The 1,014-nt window shown below is 58.6% G+C and carries 1 protein-coding gene; it reads right to left on the reverse strand.

The window, feature by feature from the left end:
* On the reverse strand, positions 1–987 hold a 987-nt coding region (locus ABT116_RS50480), incomplete at its 3' end, for a hypothetical protein (RefSeq protein WP_351648612.1).
* Positions 988–1,014 lie beyond the last annotated feature (27 nt).

Raw genomic sequence — 1,014 nt, forward strand, 5'->3', positions numbered from 1 at the left:
AGAGACGTTGTAAACCTGTTTCTCGGTCTGTAGAGAGAGGACGAATGCGCCGCGCCCGGGCGGCTGCAATGCGACCTCATGGCATTCGCTGCCGTCCCAGACCCACACGTTCCCAAAAGGTTCGGGGATCTTGGCGCCGCGACCAGTCTTTCGGGTGTAGCTGCTGCGAGCGATGATCCTGTCGATAGTTTCGTTGGTGGCGTCACCGGCCCCAAAATGATCCCTGGCCTCGATCTTGTACAAAAATCCCCCGCACATAGGAGTGTTGGTCAGCTTGGCCGCTCTCTTATGGGCCCATTCATTCAATGCGCCTGCGTTGCGCCACTCGGGTAGGGCTTCGGCAAGTTGCATTCCCGGTAGGGAGATGAAAGGAACCATCACCTCGAATTCCCGAACTTCGTGTTCGGAAAGTGACCCAGCGGAGTCGAGCAGTTCGCCGAGGGAGTTGTTGGCGTACACATTGCCTGTGACCCATCGGTGTAGGAAACGCATGCTGTAGCCACAATCTAGGAGGTGGGATGCGAGAGCTCGGGAGAGTCGTTCCGGCGACGGTCGAGATGGGCCGCCCACGGCAGCGCCCCATCGGCCCACATAGCCCACCCGCACCATGTCAGTTATTTGCCTGAGAGTTCTATGGTTCCGGCTCCCATGGGGAACGCCAGATTTGAGGGTGCTGGTCAATTGTGACCGCAGCTCGCGATTGCCTACTCCAATGTCTTTGCCGGCTAGGCGAATGATGTCGGACGCCAGCCAATTCACTGCACCTGATGACAGCACGCTTTTGGCCCGCCAGCTCGATGCCTCGTCCAGCTCGCACAGTGCGGTGACGGTCCCGGTATCCCAGAGTCTCCGCTGCCATGGAGAGGTATCGCCAAAGAAGTCCAGGAGTCGAGTGGTGATGTGCTGGGCGTATGGATCGGTTGTGAGATCCAGCGTTGCGGGATCGATTTCAGGTTTGCTCACTTCTGCATCATCGCGTAGTGTCATACACAAGCTCCGCATCGGCCAGACCCG

It is taken from the genome of Streptomyces sp. NPDC002130 (assembly GCF_040296465.1).
GTDB lineage: Bacteria > Actinomycetota > Actinomycetes > Streptomycetales > Streptomycetaceae > Streptomyces.